The organism is Proteiniphilum sp. LBM24028 (assembly GCF_056629195.1).
This window is the reverse complement of sequence record NZ_CM152817.1, coordinates 3,536,342-3,553,922: the sequence shown is the minus strand read 5'-3', so window position 1 is coordinate 3,553,922 and position 17,581 is coordinate 3,536,342. Positions and strand designations below refer to the sequence as shown.

The following is a 17,581-nucleotide window of genomic DNA, read 5'->3' as shown; positions in this document are numbered from 1 at the left end:
TTTTTTAATGAAATATTTATGCCAACAACCTTGTTCCCTCATTTACTACATTCCCGTAATGCCGCCTGAACCACGGCTTCCGCCAAAACCAAAGGGTGAGCTTTGCTGATTTTGTTGCTGGTCATTTCTGTCTCTGTTGGGATCTCTTCTCTTTTTCTCTTCCGGTTTGTTTTTCGTGATTTCAAGCGGTTTCTGCCTGATCACAGGAATAGCATCAAGCTGCCACTCCTCCTGATGATCTGAGTATGCCCGGATCACCCATTTTCCGGGATAGTAATAAACCATTTCAGGTTGTCGTTTATCTTCATAATTTCCGGTCGTCCACACACCATCTTCATTTTCGTCAATTACCATGCGTGCGTAGATCTCACCGGGCGGGAGATCCTGAAATCTCACCGTGTTCCCTTTGACAAAGCTTTTCCGAAAAGGTTTATCCGATTTATCCAGCAACTCTACAAATACCACTTTACCATGGGGTAATCCACCAATGTTTACTTCGAGGTTGCCGTACTGATCCAGTGGCTTCACTGTGAACAACTCTTCATATTTGTTGTTCAATAGTCCGTAATGACTAATTAAGCGTGCCGAGTCAACCGTTAGTTTATACTTCTTTCCAGGTTCCCAATGGGGACGGATAGTCAGTTTACGTGGATTCAGCGTATCAGGTTCCACACGAAACGGAACAGGCTCAAACAATGAGTCAATAACCATCTCCAGTTGCACAAATGATGAATCGAAACGCACCACAGGTTGTTCAAACTCGAACCGGATAGGATTAAACAACTCAAAAGAGGATTGTATATTGCTCTTTAGACCCAAGTATCGAATCTGTTTTCCTTCCTCCTTCTCCTCCCCCTTCTTATCCTCTCTTTTCTCACGCGCCGATTTCCGGATGTTGAAGTGGATTGTATCGGTCTCTATATAATTTTTGTTGAGCGAGTCTGTGCGGGTATAATTAATTTTCATCGTAATGGAATCCTGCTGATAAATCAGCGAATCGGTGATCCACAGCAACAGCGTATCGTTTCCCGCACTCCGCTCCATCACATACCAGTCGTCACCTGACACCAATGGTTGTAACAGACTAAATTCGGGCATGGCAGTAGGAGCAGCAAAGTAAAGCGTCAGTTTGGAGCGTTCCGTACGTTCCTGTTTTTGCAGATATTGTCGCTGAAAGTCCGACTGAAAGGATCGCAGTACCAGGTCGTCCGGCAAAAAGCGGGTATATTGAACCGTTCGAATGGTATCGATGGTGATACTGTCCACAAATACCGTATCCTGGCGGACAGCAGGCATTGTGGAAGGAATAACAATAGAATCGAGAAAGGCAATGGCTTCCTGCGGGTTATCATATTTATAATCTCTGTTCTGGTCGTTCAGTGCGAAGATCTTATATTTTCCCGGCGCCATACCACGGACCGTAAAATTTCCCCGTGAATCGGTTCTCGATATACGTTCGAAGGGTACTCTGGTAAATACGGTATCATCGAAATTGGAATGTATCCCCACATAAATCCCCGTTACCGGCTCAAGATCCTGGGCCGCAAGCACCTTCCCGGAGATGGAGAGGGTGTCAAGCTGATCACCGGTTGAGAACGAGAAAACAAAATTTTCAAGTGGATTTTCTTCATTGTTGTCGGCAATGGCATCAGTGAAGTCTATCGTATAGGTTGTATTGGATCTCAACTCATCTTTCAGTTCCACTACTGCTTTTTTTCCGACTGATCTGATCACCGGCAATGTCTGTTGCGGCGGGGTGATGATCACCTTCTCCGAAGGTGATTTAATCTTTATGTTTTCATCGAACTCGATCTCTATCCTCGAAGGAGTAATACCAAGCGAATTGAAGCCGGGTGTAGCCCTTCTCACTTTCGGCGGATCCACATCGTAAGCCCCGCCTGTAGGTGCCGCCATGTTTGCACAAGAATGAAACATGACAATGGTCAGCACCATCATAAAAAAAGAGGAAAGCAGAGATAGAATTTTTTTTTGCATATTACAGCTGTTGGACAAACATTCCCTGTTTACCATGCAAAAGTACAACTATTTTCGATAAGCAATGAACAGAAGACAACTAAACATGCCTTCTGTTCATTGCAAGAATTGAAAATCGAGAAACGAAGGTGACTGGCGGCAGGCGAATTTATTTGCCCGCGCGTGGTGATGAGAGCAACCTGTGTCCTATCCTGCAGTAAAGGCATTTTCGGGTATCGCAATATTCTTTCCGCAATTGAATGAGCGCCTGCGAGTCGAAAGCATGCCTCGGCATGATGCCCGCTTCACTAAATTCGCGGATAATGCTGTTATTTTCCGGCTTTATCGATTCCAGCAGACGGATTGCCCTGTCACAGTATTTTTCAGCATCGGTCTTTTTTCCATATGCAAACAGCATGGGTACCACTGTATTAATGAGCAGAACATCTATTGAGGCCCTGCCCAGTTGCTTATCCGCTTTCGGCGAGTTTTTACCAAAGCTGTAGTGCGTCTTCCAATATTCAGATGGAGCAGTTTGAAAAAGTGTGTACAACTGATGAAGTTCCTCTTTTTCGAGGACGAGAGAGAAGAGACGTCCCGATTGCTGTAACAAAGATGCCAGCTGTGCAATGCGTATCTGCGGGAATGACCGGGGGCGGGTCCTCATACTTTTAAAGAAGAATTCCTTTCGACTCTTCAGACTGTATTTTGCTTTCAGAAAAACATATTCCTTTTGCAACTGATTGTAGTATGCATCGTTCAACCCGTCCTCTTCCAGCATCGCAGCCTGTCCGAACATCAGTGCTTCTATCTGAAAAAGATTGTCATTGTGCCGCAGTATATAATTGAAAGGCAGTGAAAGCGCAAGCTTCTCAAATTCTGCAGCATTCAGTCCGAAACCGAAATTACGTGACAGTAACATATAAAATACTTCATCCCATGAATGACGGTAACGCACCAGATGAGTAAAAATATCATTTGTTTTACGTGCCAGCCTTTCCACAGAGAGTGCATCGAGATAGGAAGTCAACATGGATCCAGGCAAGGTGCCCATAAACTTTTCACAGGGGATATGACTCTGATTGAAGAGGAGATAACCGGCATCCCGGCGAATATCCTCCGGCACGGTAATTACACACTGTGGCACTTGTTGTCCTTGTTCATTGATTACCGGGGCGTTCACATTTTCCGAAAGATGCAAAATGACGGAATTATAGGTCCTGTCATTTTGGTGACCATGTTTCACCCATTCATCGGAAGAACGGTGTATTTCCACGTCTCCGGCCCACAATTCATCTCCAATTTTTATCTTCGCATTAAAGAAATCAGGACCGGCATCGCTGTTGTGCACACCGGGATCAATGACCTGCACCTTTAGTCCATCCGCCGTTCTCAGTGATGCAGGAGGAAAGAGCCCGAACCTCCACACGTAGTGAAGGAGTTGTTCTTTGGTGTTCATCATCTACAGGTTTAAAATCCAAAAATAAAATTAATTATCTGAAACACAAAACATGCAGACTAAAAGTCCATGAAAAATACCTGAAAATAGCAGGATTTTACTAACTTCCCGTCTTTGACACATAATTTAGGAAAAATATTCTCAATACGGCTATGGAAGCTGTTTTTTGACCTTCTACATTTAAGTGACTTTGTAGCTATATTCTTTGCTATTCCTGATTTTTTGAATTTTTTTTCGTATCCGAGATAATTTTCTTCATTTTCTGCTTTGAGACGATCTGGGTATCCGTTCTAAAGCCTGCAGAGCCATGTAGGTGATTTGTCAAGTCTGTTCGCGTGTATGTCGGAATGTATCCTTCCCCTGCCACACTCACAAAGTTCATATCCTGCAGCGTTCCAATGATTTCATACGGTGTAAAACTCCCGGTTCCACGATTGATTTTCTTCTCCAGGTACTTATAAACGATCAGGGCAAGGAAACAGGTAAGAAAGTGGGTCTTTATTCGGTCATCTCTGCGTAGGAAAACGGGTCTCGCCTCAAATTCGGTCTTGGTCATGCGGAAGTTGTCCTCGATTATCCAGCGTCCGCTATTTATCTTTATGATTGCGGAAGCTTCGCCTTCAAGATTTGTACATATGCCGTAGAATCCATCGAAGCGGGACTCCTGGTCTATCATTTCCTGATTCAAGGAGTAGCTGTTATACTGTGCGACTTCGCCGTCGGCGGTGCAACTCTCTGTTTTTATGAAGCGCTTGGGATCGCTCTGGCTCTTGCCATATTTTCCTGCAGTACCGCGTTTGATGATGCCCGCTGCCTTTGCGATCTGCTTCTCCCGGGTATATTTCAGATACTCACGATACTTGAAAGAGAAGGTGACGATGAGTCTCTGCTCGAACTCCATCCCTTTTTTGCCGACCTTTATCCAGCGCTCGCGACAGAACAGACAATCCTCATACTCTTCAGGATTCAAGGTCTCAAGATCGTATTGCCCTGTAGAGAGTTTTGGATTGTCCGTACCATCGAAAATTACGATTCTCCATCCCCTGGTTTCCGTAGACCACTCCTGTAGATGGCCCTCAAGTTTTTTGAGAGATTGTACCGTGATGAATGCTCGCTGTGCGAGATCGTCGTTCCTCCTGTTCTCATATGAGGAGAGACCTCCGTCCGTGCAAACAACCACTTTCGAGATGCCGAAGTTCTCGCGCAACTTGTCTTCCAGGGGCTTTAACGTGACGGTCTCGGCCGTGTTACCGGGATTGATGCAGAATGCCAGAGGAATGCCGTCCATGTCAGTGAATAATCCCATCTGGACTATGGGATTGGGCCGATTCTCTTTAGAGTGTCCATACCGTCGCAGTCCGTTCTCCTCTTCCGTTTCGAAGTAGTAGTTCGTGCAGTCATAGTAGATGACTTTGTCACGGCGCTTGCCAAGTTTCAGGCTGTTTTTGTATACTTTGGACTGGATAACGTCCGATTCTTCAGCAAGCAGCGACAGAGCCCGATAAACCTGGTGGATGTCCGCTTGCGGATGCTCAAGAAAACGCCTTGCATCTTCCAGGGACGATAATTTGGACCCGGGATACAATATCCGGGTGTAGAGAAGCATCGAGAGAATGGCGTTCAGGTCATACTCGTTCCTGTGCTTATTTTCTATGCCCTTGCAGATACGATCCAGTCCCAGTTCGCAGTAGACCTTTTGAAGAAACAAGTATCCGCCGTTATAACAGCGTTGATCGTCTTTCTTGATGATCCTGTTCTGGGAGAACTTGACCATGACATCGCGGTTTTCTTCCCTGTCGGCTTGTGTCAGGCCTTTGATATACTCTCGAACATTCCCCATCGTGTTATCTTCCCCGAAGCGGGCCTTCACTTCATCGATCGTGCCTAGTCGTTCCACGGTTCGGGTTGAGCTTTTGCCTGAATCCGTGCGATAGGATTTCTGAACATAATAAAGTGTTGCGTTTTTCGATTTGCTTATTGTCAGTTTCATAATGTATAGCTATATATAGCTACAAATATACAAACAATGTTTGACAAAAAAAAGAGTTTTAACAAAAACTCTTTCAATTATTTGCAAATATTTTCAAACTAAAGAAGTGTCAAACTCCCGGGTAATTACACACTGTGGCACTTGTTGTCCTTGTTCATTGATTACCGGGGCGTTCACATTTTCCGAAAGATGCAAAATGACGGAATTATAGGTCCTGTCATTTTGGTGACCATGTTTCACCCATTCATCGGAAGAACGGTGTATTTCCACGTCTCCGGCCCACAATTCATCTCCAATTTTTATCTTCGCATTAAAGAAATCAGGACCGGCATCGCTGTTGTGCACACCGGGATCAATGACCTGCACCTTTAGTCCATCCGCCGTTCTCAGTGATGCAGGAGGAAAGAGCCCGAACCTCCACACGTAGTGAAGGAGTTGTTCTTTGGTGTTCATCATCTACAGGTTTAAAATCCAAAAATAAAATTAATTATCTGAAACACAAAACATGCAGACTAAAAGTCCATGAAAAATACCTGAAAATAGCAGGATTTTACTAACTTTGTGAGATTTGTTATTTTCCGGTGGAGTTCACTCTCGGTAGAAAAACCATTGCTCCAGAACCGGTGAAACAGAGACAAAAAGGTTATTACATTACATTCATTTTGCAGACAAACAAAGAACTTGATTTTCAGACAAAAAAGATTAGCAAGCTTGTCTGGGATTATGCATTGCCAGGCATTGTAGGGACTGTAGTCACTGCCCTTTACAATGTGATCGGGCGTATTTTCATCGGACAGGGTGTGGGGGCACTGGCTATTTCCGGCCTGGCCATCACCTTTCCGGTCATGAACCTCACCTCCTCGCTAGGTATGCTCGTAGGCGCCGGCGCAGCAGCCCGCATTTCCATCAGTCTGGGGAAAAGGGACAAGGAAACATCCGAAAAGATACTTGGCAATTCACTGCTTCTCACCGTGATTCTGAACGCGGTCTTCATCACCCTTCTACTCATATATCTTGACCCTATCCTTCGGGCATTCGGCGCCAGCGACCTCACCCTGCCCTATGCACGTGATTATCTGCAGATTGTATTGTTAGGAAATGTATTCGTAAGTCTCTGTTATAATTTTAACGCGATGATGCGCTCTTCTGGATATCCCCGGAAGGCAATGATCACCATGCTCATTGGTGCTGTTTTTAGCGTGATCCTCACGCCCATTTTTTTGTATGGTTTCGACCTGGGCATCAAGGGTGTTGCCTGGGCAACAGTGATATCGATGTTTATCGGGATGCTTTTCGTGATGCATCACTTTCTACAGGAAAGCAGCATGATCCGGTTGCGATGGAGGAACATCCGCCTGGACAGGAAAATCATTGGTGCCATCGTTTCCATCGGCATGTCACCTTTTAGCATGCAGGTGACCGCATCGGGCGTGGCACTACTGATGAACACCTCTCTTCTGCGCTACGGAGGTGACCTGGCGGTGGGGGCATATGGCATCATCAATACCGTACTGATGCTCTTCCTGATGATTATCATGGGACTCAACCAGGGTACACAGCCTATCATCGGCTATAATTACGGAGCCGGTAATTTGAAGCGTGTAAGGGAGACACTCTTTTATTCATTCAAGATTGCCTCGCTTATCACAGTAGCCGGATTTCTGGTCGGCTTGTTCTTTCCCGGACTTTTTGCCGCAGCCTTTACGTCCGACAACGAACTACTCGAGATTACGGGAAGAGGTATCCGCATTGCCGTGGCAGCCTTACCCCTGGTAGGATTTCAGATTGTTTCTTCCAGTTTCTTCCAGAGCATCGGCTTTGCAGGCAAATCCATCATTCAGAGCCTTAGCCGGCAGCTGATATTTCTGGTGCCGGGTATCATTCTTTTTCCACGTCTATGGGGCCTCGACGGATTGTGGATCGCCATGCCTGTCTCCGACACCCTGGCTGCCTTGCTGTCACTTTATCTGCTGATGATCCAACTGCGTCATCTAAAGCGAATGGAAGTGAATACAACTATGAGAAAAACACCTGGTGATAACTCAAATCTGGCCGATTTTATATAGTTTTGTAAAAACCGACAGTAAAAAAAGAAAACTCATTTTACCAAAATATTTAAAATAAGTGTATGAAAAAAGTAGTTTTAATTCGCCACGGCGAGAGTGCCTGGAACAAAGAGAATCGTTTTACCGGCTGGACAGATGTAGACCTCACCGAAAAGGGTATTGAGGAAGCCCATAAAGCAGGTAAGTACCTGAAAAAGGAAGGTTTTCAATTTGAAAAAGCGTATACTTCCTATCTGAAGAGGGCGGTAAAAACATTGAATGTAGTACTAGACGAGATGGATCTGGACTGGATTCCGGTAGAAAAAACCTGGAGATTGAATGAGAAACATTATGGCATGCTGCAGGGGCTCAACAAGGCAGAAACGGCTGCCAGATATGGTGACGAGCAGGTACTCATCTGGCGCCGCAGCTACGATGTGCCGCCATTACCACTGGAGAAGGAAGATGTGCGTTCTCCGTTTCAGGATCCGCGTTACAAAGGAGTAGACGCAAGTGATCTGCCGCTTACTGAAGCGCTGAAAGATACGGTAGAGCGCATTTTACCCTACTGGAATGACACCATTGTACCGGAGATGAAAACAAAATACAACGAAACAATTGTGGCAGCACACGGCAACAGCCTGCGTGGTATCATCAAGCATCTCAAGAACATTTCAGATGAGGAAATTGTAAGCTTGAACCTCCCTACAGCCGTACCTTACGTGTTTGAGTTCGATGATGAAATGAACTTGCAGAGGGATTATTTCCTGGGCGATCCGGAAGAGATCAGGAAACTGATGGAGGCCGTGGCCAATCAGGGAAAATCAAAGTGACACCACCTTTCTGCGTGGCATTAGAAATTGCCGGATCCAATAATTGTGATCCGGCAATTTTTCTTTAAACAGTCTTAGAGCCTCACCTCTACCATCACCGGAAAATGATCGGAAGGAAAGCGACCCTGATGAACATCATTCAGCACGCCATACTTTTTCACCATAATATCGCGGGTTACCCAGATATAATCAATCCTGTTTTGCATCGGAGCTTTTAAATTAAATGAGTTATATGTACCTACTGTTCCATAAGGAGACTGGAGCGATGCAGTAAATGAATCATTCAGCAAACCGTCTTTAAAAATGATCTGAATGGGTTCGGAGTCGGGAGTGGCATTAAAATCACCGGTGGTAATCACCGGATAACTGCCGGCAATCTCCCTGATCTTTTTCAGCAAAAGCAGAGATGATTGCCGTCGAGCTTCAACACCCTGATGATCAAAGTGCACGTTGAAAAAGTAAAACTCCTTGCCGGATATAATATCTTTGAATTTTGCCCATGAACAGATCCGATTACAACAGGTGGCGTCCCAGCCTTTTCCAGGGACATCAGGTGTCTCTGAAAACCAGAAGTCGCCCTTATCCAGCACCAGGAAACGCTCTTTCCTGAAAATAATCGCCGAATGCTCTCCGGCATCTTTCCCGTCTTCTCTGCCTACGCCCACGTAATCGTAACCGCCCGGTGCAAGTATATCCTTAATCTGGTGATGAAAACCCTCCTGTGTTCCGAAAATGTCAAAATCATGAAACCGGATGAGCCCGTTTACCATATCCCTGCGATGCTTCCACGCATTCAGGCTGTCATTTGGCGTATCCATACGGATGTTAAACGTGGCTATATTTAAAGAGACATTATTTCTGCTCTGTGATGAAAGAGATGTTACAGATAATAAGATAAAGGATATCCAAATGATTGTTGTTCTCATATTATGTTTTTTTAGAATGAACCCGATAAATTTACGGGGCACGCAATTTAAATAAAAAAATTATTACCTCCCAGAGTTTTGTTCTAAATTCGAGTTTCAGGCCTTTCATATTCCGGAATAGGATATCACCAAAGTTATTTCACCTGTCCTGCAATAGAGATATCAATAAGAACCGTTGCGGTTTCATTTGCAGGCTTATCTCGTTTGATAAAGGTAACAAAAACTTCATTTTTTCTTCATCACGGAGTAACAAATTTGGGGTTAATTTGTAATTCTGAAAAAGATGTGATTTTTTAAACGGTTATCAAATGCATACAATAACTCTCTTGATCAGTTTCCTACTGATTACATTTTCAAGTCAGCTGTATTCGCAGAAAAGAAGTCCGAAGGTAGGCTACAAACTACTTAATCCGGATAAGGTAGAAACTAAAAATTTCTATTTTTTTTCGGTACTCGACCATCAGGATGAATTAAAAAAGATTCTTTCGGAGGATGAAATCTTAAAAAAAATAGCTGAGGATAAATACACGAAACTCAGAAAATCGGGGAATAGCTATGACTCCATAGGAAATATGTTAAAATTCTCCGAGCAGGAAATAGAAACTATCGGAATTCAGATTGTTCGTTTATTCGAACAGCAACCATCATTCAAAAAAGTTTTTGATGACCATGTGATTGCCTCAGGTTGTTATTATCTCTTGATGGATCAGTCGGACCCGGGTGATATTATTAAAAAGGTATGGAAACAGGATGCGTCAGCCATGAACCGGATCATTGATGTGTATGGTATTGGCGTTAAGCCGTTCTACCCCGGTATCGACTCGTTAAGTTATCCGACTGGAAGCAGGAAACACCAGAATTTAATGTCCTGGACAAAGTCATTATTGGTATCTCAGGCAGAAAACAATCCTCTCTTTTACCATCTTACTTATTCCGCTGCAGAATTACTACTCGATCTGAATGACCGCGACGATGCAGTAGTATATGAACCTCTTTGGGAAGGAGAAAATAAAGCTGCATATGAAAAAATTAAACAAACAGATTGGGACAAATATCCTTACACCGCTTTGGTAGTGCTGGGTTTCGGTCCCGACAATTATGATTTCCCGCTCAATCCGGGTGCAAAAATCCGGCTCAGGACAGCTTTGGAAAAATATAAAGAAGGAGTAGCTCCCTTTATCGTAGTGACCGGTGGCAAGGTGTATCCTTTCAAAACCCGGAATGTAGAAGCGTATCATATGAAACAATATCTAATAAATGAATTTGAAATTCCGGAAGATCAAATCATTATTGAACCACATGCTCGTCACACCACCTCAAATATCCGTAACACAGCCAGAATTATCTTCAGAAATGGCATTCCCATGAATAAACCCATGCTGGTAAGTTCATCAGAAGGTCATATAAACACCGTATTCAGTGGATCCTTTGCCGAAAGATGTCAAAGGGAAATTGGCCTTGTACCATACAAAACTGGCAAAAGAACAGGACTTAACTTCGTGGAACTCTTCCCCTTGCCCAATGCGCTTCAAATTAATCCAATTGAGCCGCTGGATCCCTGACAATAATTATTTATTTGAAACTGAAATTATTATTTACTTATGAATCAAAAATTTATGAATTTTATCGTACGAAAAAAGAAACTTTCACTCATCGTACTATCACTTTTTGTCCTGTTCTTACTCCCGTTTCACAATATCGTGAAAGCCGGCCCACAACAAACAATCACGGTATCGGGTACCGTTCTTGACGCCTACGAGATCCCAATTATCGGAGCTAACATCCTGGAAAAAGGAACAACAAACGGTACTGTAAGTGATCTCGATGGAAATTTCACATTAAATGTTACCAACAGAAACCACAGGCTCGAAGTATCATATATCGGTTATCTGACAAAGGAAGTAGCCATTGATCAGAAGAACCACATCTTCATTGTACTTCAGGAAGATGTGCAGGGACTCGATGAACTGGTTGTGGTTGGCTATCAATCCATGCGGAAAACTGACCTGACAGGTGCTGTGGCAAGTATTCGTGCCGATGAACTGAGTCTGACAGCACCCTCAGTAGGACAAAGCATGGTGGGTAAAATCCCGGGAGTACAAATTTCACAGGTGAGTGGCGCTCCATATGTAGGAACAAAAATCAGGGTAAGAGGCACCGCTTCCATTAATGCAAGTTCCGATCCTCTCTATGTAATTGACGGTTACCCGGCCAACGAAGACATTTTTCTTAATCCAAACGATATTGAGTCGATTGAAGTGCTAAAAGACGCGGCTTCAGCTGCCATCTACGGATCACGTGCGGCGGGAGGTGTAATACTCATCACCACCAAACGGGGACAAGAAGGTAAAACACAGGTAAATTACGATTATCAGTTTACGGTTTCTCAATTGTCAGATAAGATTGATATGCTGAATGCAAGGGAGTTCACCGAACTATACGTCGACGGCCGGAACAACAACTATAAAAACCTGATGATAAACGCTGGAAAAGTCTGGGATGACTCCATGTTCAGCGATACCAACGCACAGAGAGCTGAACGATTAGGCTCGAGCCAGAGTGGCGTTAATATTCCCGATTTCATGTATGATTTTAATAAGCAGAAAGTGTTGGATCCACAATATGATACCGACTGGCAGGATGAATTATACAAAAATGCCCCAATGCACCGTCATAATCTTTCGGTTTCGGGCGGATCAAGCAAAATTCAGTACCAACTTAGCCTTGGCTATCAGGATCAGGAAGGGATCATTGTTACAACCGGTCAGAAGAGACTTAATTTACGTAGCAATGTGGATGTGAATGTAAACGACCGGTTCAAGATTGGCGCCAATGTCTCAATGACATCTACCTGGAACAAAGAGGTAAGGGAAGGCCGCTTCCATCAGGGTCCCATCCTGGGTGCCCTGGTATATGCCCCAATCTTTAAAGCGTATAATGAAGACGGATCATTTGCCAAAAATGAAATGGGTGCATTGTCGAGCATGTATGCTTTACAGTCCATTGAAAATCCTGTAGCGCTTGCCTCTGAAACAAAAATCAACAGAAACGGTATCCGGAATACCTATAACGTTTTCGGGACCTATGAACTGATAGACGATCTCATTTTCAAGGCAAACCTGGGAACTTATGACTTCACGGAAAAATATGAATTCTATCAGCCAACAAGCCTCTCATCGGGCTCCAATCCTCCTTATTCACCTCAAGCCAAGGCCGCAGCTTATGCACGTGCAAAAAATACAAACGTGACTGATTATTTGGGTGAATTCACCGTAAACTACAATAAATCATTTAATAATATACACAATTTCAGTGGTGTGGGTGGTTATTCTTTGCAATACCATAAAACTGATATCCTGGAAGTAAATGCAAAAGGATTTCAGGATGATCATATTACAGAAGTGACCGGCCACGGTGCTGACCCGAGCGATCTTTCCCTGGTAGATACTACCGGTAAATCGATCTGGACAATGGTTTCCTATTTCACGCGGTTAAACTACAACTATCAGAATAGATATTATCTGACAGGTTCTTTCAGGGGTGACGCTTCCTCCCTTTTCGGTCCGAAAAATCGCTGGGGTTATTTCCCATCCATTTCCGCAGCCTGGAACGTTTCAAATGAATCATTTTATCGGAATATATTCGGCGATACCTCCACTCTAAAATTCAGAGTCAGCTGGGGACGCAGTGGAAATAACGACATCGGTAACTACAACTTTATCCAGGTGATGAGTTCACCCATTGGTTCTGTATTTGGAAATGGGACCGTGGTATCGGCAATGTACCCCCAGGACTTTAAAGACGAGTATTTGGGATGGGAGTCTACTTCACAGTTCAACGCAGGAGCAGACCTGAATCTGTTCAATGGACGCCTGGCAGTTTCCGCAAACTACTATAACTCACTTACCTTCGACCTGTTATTTAACCAGTCTATTTCTGCGCTCTCTGGTGCAACCAGCATGCTCACAAACCTCAGAGATTCAAAAATCAGAAACCGTGGCTTCGACTTACAGCTTGACGGACGTATACTCGCTCACAGAGATTACAACTTTACAGTAGGAGCCAACCTCTCTATAAACCGAAATAAGGTACTGGATCTTGGGGGAGCCAGCACCATCATCACCAATGGTGCCGAAAGATCCTACAAAACGCATATCACCATGGAAGGACAACCCATTGGAATGTTTTACGGTTTTAAAGTACTAGGAATGGTTCGGGAGTCTGATATGGCCAATATCGCCGAAGATGATAAATTCTACAACAAAGCAACCAAGTCGTTTCCGGAAGGTTATCAACTGAAAGGCCCGGCTCGTTCGCTTTCACAGAGCATCCAGCTTCAACCGGGAGATCTCTATTTTGAAGACTTGAATGGTGACGGAGTCGTAGATGACGACGACAAACAGATCATCGGATCCCCACACCCGGACTTTACCTTCGGGGTAAATATGAGCGGGAGATACAAAGCCCTCGATTTCAGTGCATCATTCAATGGCTCTGCAGGCAATGAGATTCTGGATGGACAGGACTATTACATCTTTAATATGGAAGGTTCCGGAAATCAATACAAAATAGTAACCGAACGTTACCGGAATGAACAAAACCCTGGAAACGGAAAGGTTTACAAAGCTTCACGGGGAGGTACGCAAAGCAATAGTACACGTCTGTCTACATTTTATTTGCAAGACGGATCGTTCTTACGAATGACCAATTTAACGGTGGGTTACACAATACCTAAAATCGATGTAGCCAGCCGGAATAGCATTAAAAATGCACGTATTTACCTGGCGGTAGATAACGCCTTTACTCTTACTAAATATATGGGATATAACCCGGAAGTAGATTACAACAACGGATCAAACTTAACACCCGGTGTGGATTATGGTAAATATCCGCTTGCAAGAGGCTATAATGTGGGTGTTCAAATTACATTTTAATGAATAAATCAGCTATAAAAATGAAAAAATATTTATTTAGATTGCCTATATTTATCGGATTAATACTCGCATCATTTGCTTGCAATGATTTTCTGGATCAGGAAAATCCAAACAAGACTTCGGTAGAATCCTATTTTCAAAATGAAAATGATGTTGAGAGGGCTTTAAACGGAGCTTACCAGTCAATCCGGTCAAATTACCTCTTAGGGGAAAGAAGCACTGCATACACCGAAGAGAGATCGGATAACATGGGAAGGTTAGACAATCAATCCTCATCCGGTGAACCTTTTCAGTTTACCGATTTCTCACTGCTTCCCAGCAATACCTATCTCAAGAATCATTGGTCAGCCCATTTTGAAGCAATCAGCAGAACCAACTTTGCGTTACATGGAATTGAGACGGTAAATTTTGTCGATGACGCTACCCGAGCCCGTTATAGATCGGAAGCACTCTTCTTGCGCGCCCTGATATATTTTCAACTGGTAAGGAAATGGGGAGATGTGCCTTTGGTAACCTCCTATCTCTTTACTACCGATGAAATAGAAAACCATACTATCCGAGAAAAGAAGGAAACCGTATACGCTCAGATTGTGAAAGATCTCACCAATGCACTAAATAGCAATCTACCCGATCACCAGCCAATTTCCGGGAAGGGAAAGGCAAGCAAAGCTGCCATTAACGGTCTTTTGGGACAGGTTTATCTCACCATGTATACCACACTGGAAGAAGGAGACAAACAGGCTTACCTGAACAACGCCAAAAAGTATCTGCTTGAAGCATATGCTGTGAGAAAATTCACCCAATTAAGGGAGATTCCTTACGAAGATGTGTTTGATGTGGAAAAGAAATCCACAAATCCGGAGATTATTTTTCAGATTGTCTATATACAAGGCGATAAAGATTATTACTCTTCTGTAGCACAGGCAAATCAGGCCAAAGGAGAAACCATCAATTCCCAGTATAAATCAACGGGAGCGGGAACATTTGTGAATCCCGATCTCGTAAAAGAATATGAGGAGGGCGATTTGCGTAAGGAGTGGTCTGTAAAATACGCCTCGAATGCCGTTGCCCGTAACTGGTTTATTACCAAATTTCGCGATACCAGTACCGCTGCCGGCACATTGGGATACGGGGGCAATGACTGGATTGTGATGCGCTATGCCGATATCATATTAATGCTTGCTGAGGTTGAGATGTATTTGGGAAACAATACCGCTGCAATTGGCTACCTGAATCAGGTAAGAGAAAGAGCCCGAATGCCATCTTATGAGGAGATGCAAAACAATGCAGATTATAAAAAGAAGTATTCCACTTTAAAACTGGCTATTTTGCATGAAAGACGCGTGGAGCTGGCTTTTGAAAATCACAGGTGGTATGACCTGCTACGTTTCTTTTCGCCAAATGAGCTTGTACAGTATATGCATGGAAAGAATCAGGACGACTACGGAATCTCAAATTTGCTTAACTTTGGAACCAAGGATATCTACTATCCCATTCCTTTTGATGAAGTAAAATTGAATCCTGAGAAGATGTATCAAAATCCGGGATATTGATTTCATCTTAAATATCTTATGATTAAAGGCAGGATTCCAGGTTGGATCCTGCCTTTGTTATCGACTCCCTGTAGTCACATCCATTACCGGTCACGACGACGATAGAGCCCCCGAAGAATCAAAAAACGGGCACTGAAATAACAGTACCCGCTCTTACATACCTATCTATCAATCTTAAAGAATGATTTCTAAATCTTCTGGAGTAACATTCATTGCCTTAATGACTCCGTTTTCATCGATTAAGTAGTTACTGAAACCACGATTCAGTTTGAAATCATGAAAGATATCCGAATTGGTACCCTTCACTTCACAAAACTGGGAAGTAGTGTCGAGATTATCCAAAACAAATGTTCTCTCGGCTACATGCTTGTTCTCATCGAAAGCAACCGATAGAAAGGAAATATCAGCATGATGCTTTCGCAGATAATTGTGCAACTGAACATTATTGGCTCTGGATAGGGCATCATATGTAGCCCAAAAATTCACCACTACTTTTTTACCTTTAAAATCATGCAGGCGGTGGACATCACCCGACAGATCCGTGATTGTAATATCCGGAATCAATTCCCCTGGATAATAACCTGTGGAGGGGGTGTTGTTACTAACAGAACCTGCGGTCAATACGAGCGAGAATATCGCTCCAAGGCAAAAGTTCACGTACTTCATATATACTTATTTTGGTTTCTACTTGGATCTGGCGGGTGCTTCACGCAGGATGCCATATCCCTTAATTACAATGCTTTTCGCTAAAAGCTTTTGTTTGAAGTTTGCAAAAGTACGTCACTTTTTTGAAACAGGAGCATTTATGTATGAAAACTTTCCTTTCAAATGTTAAATTTAACATTTGAAAGAATCAAGACTTCTAAATATCAATGAGTTACCGAGAAAAATGATTCGATAGCTTCTATTGAACTATCTTTTAAAATTACTTTTTTGTCCTTATCAAGCAGATAAAGGGTGGGAATTGCCTTGATATCGTAGAGTTTCCTTTGCGTCACTTCCATTCCTTTATCGTATGCATGAATCCATTTAACCGGCATTTCTGGCAGATACTTATACCATTCGGTGAGATTGTTATCGGGATACAGGGTGAGTATAGTGAGCATGGTCCGGGAAGTTGTGTTCATAGCCAGTGCATCGTTTAATGGTTTTGAACCGTTGAGCCTTGCCATCACGGCTTCACAGGTTGGGCATCCAGGGTTAGAGAACATCAGCAGCGTATATTCACTTTTCAGTTCGTATAATGAGAAGGTTAATCCTGATTCGAGCGTGTAATAAAAATCGTTTGCCTTCTGTCCGATACGGTTCTTCAATGCCATATCGAGCTGAAAGACATAACGTGAAACATCCTCTTCCGGCAACAAGGACGATTGCACAAGCTGCTGTAAAACGGGAAGATAATACTCTTCATTACGAAACGGAGAATTTGGATCGTAAAAGTATTTATCAAACAGGGATGCAAAATGACGGTAAAACAACGTATCGGTCTCTACCTTGCCCAGCGTGTAAAGGAGAGACTTATCCGCAACCTCCTTGGAGAGAAGGGGTAATATATTTATGTAATCCACAAAAGCCTGTTCGGTAATTTCAGGACGTCCAAGCAACTTCCTGTCGGTGAAATCGAACCGGTCCCAAAAATGCAACGACAGATATTTTGCCCGGTCTCCGGGATCGGTCAGTGCTTCAGGAATTACCGGCAAGACGAAAGTATCTGAAACAATAGACTGCCGGGGCTCCGCGATATCTGCCCTTGTTTCAGATTGGGTCTTGCTCGAAGAACAGGAGATCGTGGCTGGCAGCGCTATAGCCATGATCAACATAATAAGAATGAAATTCTTCATCGTAATCTCTTTGTCGCAATTTGGCG

General features: G+C 43.5%; 12 protein-coding genes. 5 read left to right on the top strand and 7 right to left on the bottom strand.

All coding sequences use genetic code 11. The features are described 5' to 3' along the window. Window positions 1-45: 45 nt before the first annotated feature. The 4 genes from AC1HCU_RS14120 to AC1HCU_RS14105 all read right to left on the bottom strand — a co-directional run bounded on the left by AC1HCU_RS14120 (window position 46) and on the right by AC1HCU_RS14105 (window position 5,879). Window positions 46-1,995, bottom strand: a complete 1,950-nt coding sequence (locus AC1HCU_RS14120) for an Ig-like domain-containing protein (protein WP_480366941.1) — start codon at window positions 1,993-1,995, stop codon at window positions 46-48. 148 nt (window positions 1,996-2,143) lie between these two features. Beyond that, window positions 2,144-3,436 carry a DUF2851 family protein gene (locus tag AC1HCU_RS14115; protein ID WP_480366939.1) on the bottom strand — a complete coding sequence of 431 codons (1,293 nt, stop codon included), beginning with the start codon at window positions 3,434-3,436 and terminating at the stop codon, window positions 2,144-2,146. 205 nt (window positions 3,437-3,641) lie between these two features. Next, a complete protein-coding gene (locus tag AC1HCU_RS14110) occupies window positions 3,642-5,423 on the bottom strand; it encodes an IS1634 family transposase (protein WP_480366937.1) in 1,782 nt (593 codons plus the stop codon). 93 nt (window positions 5,424-5,516) lie between these two features. Next, window positions 5,517-5,879 (bottom strand): DUF2851 family protein, encoded by a 363-nt coding sequence (locus tag AC1HCU_RS14105; protein WP_480366935.1) that lies wholly within the window; start codon window positions 5,877-5,879, stop codon window positions 5,517-5,519. Window positions 5,880-6,082: 203 nt separating this feature from the next. Here AC1HCU_RS14105 and AC1HCU_RS14100 point away from each other — a divergent pair, with 203 nt between their 5' ends. Together AC1HCU_RS14100 and gpmA are read left to right on the top strand one after the other, a co-directional pair. Further along, window positions 6,083-7,489, top strand: coding sequence for an MATE family efflux transporter (locus tag AC1HCU_RS14100; RefSeq protein ID WP_480371232.1), 1,407 nt, complete (start codon window positions 6,083-6,085; stop codon window positions 7,487-7,489). 62 nt (window positions 7,490-7,551) lie between these two features. Next, window positions 7,552-8,301 carry a 2,3-diphosphoglycerate-dependent phosphoglycerate mutase gene (gpmA, locus tag AC1HCU_RS14095; RefSeq protein WP_480366933.1) on the top strand — a complete coding sequence of 250 codons (750 nt, stop codon included), beginning with the start codon at window positions 7,552-7,554 and terminating at the stop codon, window positions 8,299-8,301. 74 nt (window positions 8,302-8,375) lie between these two features. On the opposite strand, the gene AC1HCU_RS14090 is transcribed toward gpmA, so the two are convergent. Further along, entirely contained in the window at window positions 8,376-9,227 is an 852-nt protein-coding gene (locus AC1HCU_RS14090) for an endonuclease/exonuclease/phosphatase family protein (RefSeq protein ID WP_480366931.1), read from the bottom strand. A gap of 308 nt (window positions 9,228-9,535) precedes the next feature. Between AC1HCU_RS14090 and AC1HCU_RS14085 the strand changes: the two genes are divergently transcribed. Genes AC1HCU_RS14085 through AC1HCU_RS14075 form a run of 3 tightly spaced genes read left to right on the top strand, consistent with a single transcriptional unit; the run spans window position 9,536 to window position 15,714 of the window. Continuing rightward, the gene (locus tag AC1HCU_RS14085; protein WP_480366929.1) at window positions 9,536-10,789 is read left to right on the top strand and encodes a YdcF family protein; all 1,254 of its coding nucleotides are present in this window, start codon (window positions 9,536-9,538) and stop codon (window positions 10,787-10,789) included. A 54-nt stretch (window positions 10,790-10,843) separates the two neighbouring features. Next, window positions 10,844-14,161: a SusC/RagA family TonB-linked outer membrane protein gene (locus tag AC1HCU_RS14080; protein WP_480366927.1), complete on the top strand. Its 3,318-nt coding sequence runs from the start codon at window positions 10,844-10,846 to the stop codon at window positions 14,159-14,161. Between the two features lie 20 nt (window positions 14,162-14,181). Further along, on the top strand, window positions 14,182-15,714 hold the full coding sequence (locus AC1HCU_RS14075; RefSeq protein WP_480366925.1) for a RagB/SusD family nutrient uptake outer membrane protein: 1,533 nt from the start codon (window positions 14,182-14,184) through the stop codon (window positions 15,712-15,714). A gap of 174 nt (window positions 15,715-15,888) precedes the next feature. On the opposite strand, the gene AC1HCU_RS14070 is transcribed toward AC1HCU_RS14075, so the two are convergent. Further along, window positions 15,889-16,380: a TlpA family protein disulfide reductase gene (locus tag AC1HCU_RS14070; protein ID WP_480366923.1), complete on the bottom strand. Its 492-nt coding sequence runs from the start codon at window positions 16,378-16,380 to the stop codon at window positions 15,889-15,891. A gap of 203 nt (window positions 16,381-16,583) precedes the next feature. Next, the gene (locus AC1HCU_RS14065) at window positions 16,584-17,555 is read right to left on the bottom strand and encodes a DUF5106 domain-containing protein (RefSeq protein ID WP_480366921.1); all 972 of its coding nucleotides are present in this window, start codon (window positions 17,553-17,555) and stop codon (window positions 16,584-16,586) included. Between the last annotated feature and the right edge of the window lie 26 nt (window positions 17,556-17,581).